This is a genomic window from Clostridium sp. J1101437_171009_A5 (genome assembly GCF_015547905.1).
GTDB classification, from domain to species: Bacteria; Bacillota; Clostridia; order Oscillospirales; family Oscillospiraceae; genus Pseudoflavonifractor_A; species Pseudoflavonifractor_A gallinarum.
The window spans coordinates 1-1,844 of record NZ_JADMVY010000037.1 but is presented as its reverse complement, the minus strand read 5'-3'; the positions used below and the strand labels follow the sequence as shown (position 1 = coordinate 1,844).

4 protein-coding genes are annotated in these 1,844 nt (G+C 47.9%); all 4 read right to left on the bottom strand.

Annotated elements, in window-relative coordinates; translation table 11 throughout:
* On the bottom strand, positions 1 to 278 hold a 278-nt coding region (locus I2C21_RS17385), incomplete at its 3' end, for a DUF3847 domain-containing protein (protein ID WP_195279891.1).
* Positions 279 to 645: 367 nt separating this feature from the next.
* The gene (locus I2C21_RS17380; protein ID WP_164979630.1) at positions 646 to 789 is read right to left on the bottom strand and encodes a hypothetical protein; all 144 of its coding nucleotides are present in this window, start codon (positions 787 to 789) and stop codon (positions 646 to 648) included.
* 137 nt (positions 790 to 926) lie between these two features.
* Positions 927 to 1,271: a TnpV protein gene (locus I2C21_RS17375; protein WP_117718978.1), complete on the bottom strand. Its 345-nt coding sequence runs from the start codon at positions 1,269 to 1,271 to the stop codon at positions 927 to 929.
* A partial coding sequence (locus I2C21_RS17370) for a DUF4368 domain-containing protein (RefSeq protein WP_195279890.1) occupies positions 1,268 to 1,844 on the bottom strand: 577 nt, incomplete at its 5' end. The genes I2C21_RS17370 and I2C21_RS17375, both read right to left, overlap by 4 nt.

Here is a 1,844-nt window from a genome sequence, read left to right as displayed (position 1 = left end):
GCCATGTGACGGACGGCTCGCTGGACTTCGGACAGAGAAAAGATGTGTTCCATCAGCTCTGTCATTTCGGTGCGTGTGAGATCTTTGACCTCCGGGGCAAGGCTCTCAACCGTGCCGCCCAGATTGCAAAGACGATGGGTGCGCTTGGTGCGCTCGCCTTTCTCCAGATACTTCTTTCTGTTCTCAAGACGGTTGAGCTTGTGCTTCTCCTGTGCAAGCTGCGTCTCGGCTCGTTCCTTTTCGGCTCGGAGCTGTTCAAGAGTTTTCGGTTTTGTCATTGTGATTGACCTCCTTTTTTTGATTTTGGGGATAAAAAAAGACCGTCAACTTTTCGCACATTGCGACCAGTCAACGGTCAGTTTTTCGGTATTCAGTTTTTTCAAACTTGCTGGCGGCGAACAGCATTTCATGCTGTTTGCGGACGGCAAGTCCACAAGGGATAGACGCACAAGCGTCGCAAGGGAGTGTAGCTCCCTTGACGGAACGAAGTGACGAAACATCCTCGGTCATGCAGTTTCTTTCTGCTGACAGAGAATGAAGCTCCGCAGGACGCACAATACTCTCGACAAGAGAGTATAGAAGTGCGCCCTTTAGTTCCTAAAGGGATTTGCTCCGGCTTAACTTCTCGACAAACTTGAAGTTATTTTACTTGCGTTCCATAAATCCTATGATTGAAAAAATCAATCCTACAATCCCAATTCCGATAACGAGCAGCCCCATTCCTGATGAGCAAAGAGAAATTATAATGGCAAAGAGTAGTATTGCAATACCTAATCCAATTTTCTTCATTGTAAATCCTCCTTTACAAATTCCGATTTGTTTCTCAATTTCGTATTCAAATTATACCATAAAACTGTGAACAATTCTACCGCAACTTTGGACTGTATGAGAAAAGTCCGGACGGTTTTCTGCCCGGACTTTCTCACTCAATCATAAATCAATTCCGCTTTCACAATCTCATCTGCCTGTGCCTTGCAAGCGTTCATCTGCCGCACCCATTCCATTTGGTTTTCGGCTTTCAGCTGTTCGGTCACGCCGTACTGCTTTGCCAGTGACCGCACGATCAGCTCCATGCGGTTTCGTGCCGCTTCGTCAATCTCGGCGCAATGCTCAAAGAGCTTGTCGGATAGCACCAGCTCATTGAACAGTATCGGGCGGCGCATTTCCAAATATGCTTTGCGAAGTCTGCCGTAGTGTCCGAGGGGCTTTGTCTTGCGGATAACGATGTTTGGGATAAGATAATCGCCGTTCTGTGTGTAAGTGATATTCATGCTGTTTGTACTCCTTTCATCGGCTCTCTTTGCGGTAAACTGCTGACAGGGACGAACACGCCCTTTGCAATGTCCTCCGCACGAATGGCGGCTTTCTTGGCTTCGATTTCTGCTTTTTTTCTCCCCTTGATTTTGTCCTCGTATCGCTTCTGCGCTCCGCTGGCTTTCCGCTTCAAGTAGTTCTGATGAAGCCTGTCCTTGCGTTCCTCACGCTTGCGGATTTCCTCTAATTCCTCCGGGGTAAGCTCCACTTCACCAAACGCCGGGGGAACAAATCGACCGACAAAATTGAAGTAAATCTCGACCTCCTGTGTGGTCTGTATACTGCCTTTGCGGTCACGCTCATGCACAAGGATTTTCTCGATAAACTCGTTGAGCATGGCAATGGTCAGCTTGTCGAAGTTCTCGTACTTGTCAATCAGAGCGATAAAACGATCAGCGTCCTTTTCGTGCTTCTCATAGCTCTTGACAGCCTTTTCCAGAACAGAGACTTCAGCGGTAAGCTCGGACTGTTCCTTTTCGTATTGAGCGTCCAGAGTGGCGTATCTGCTGTCGGACAGCTTTCCTAAAATG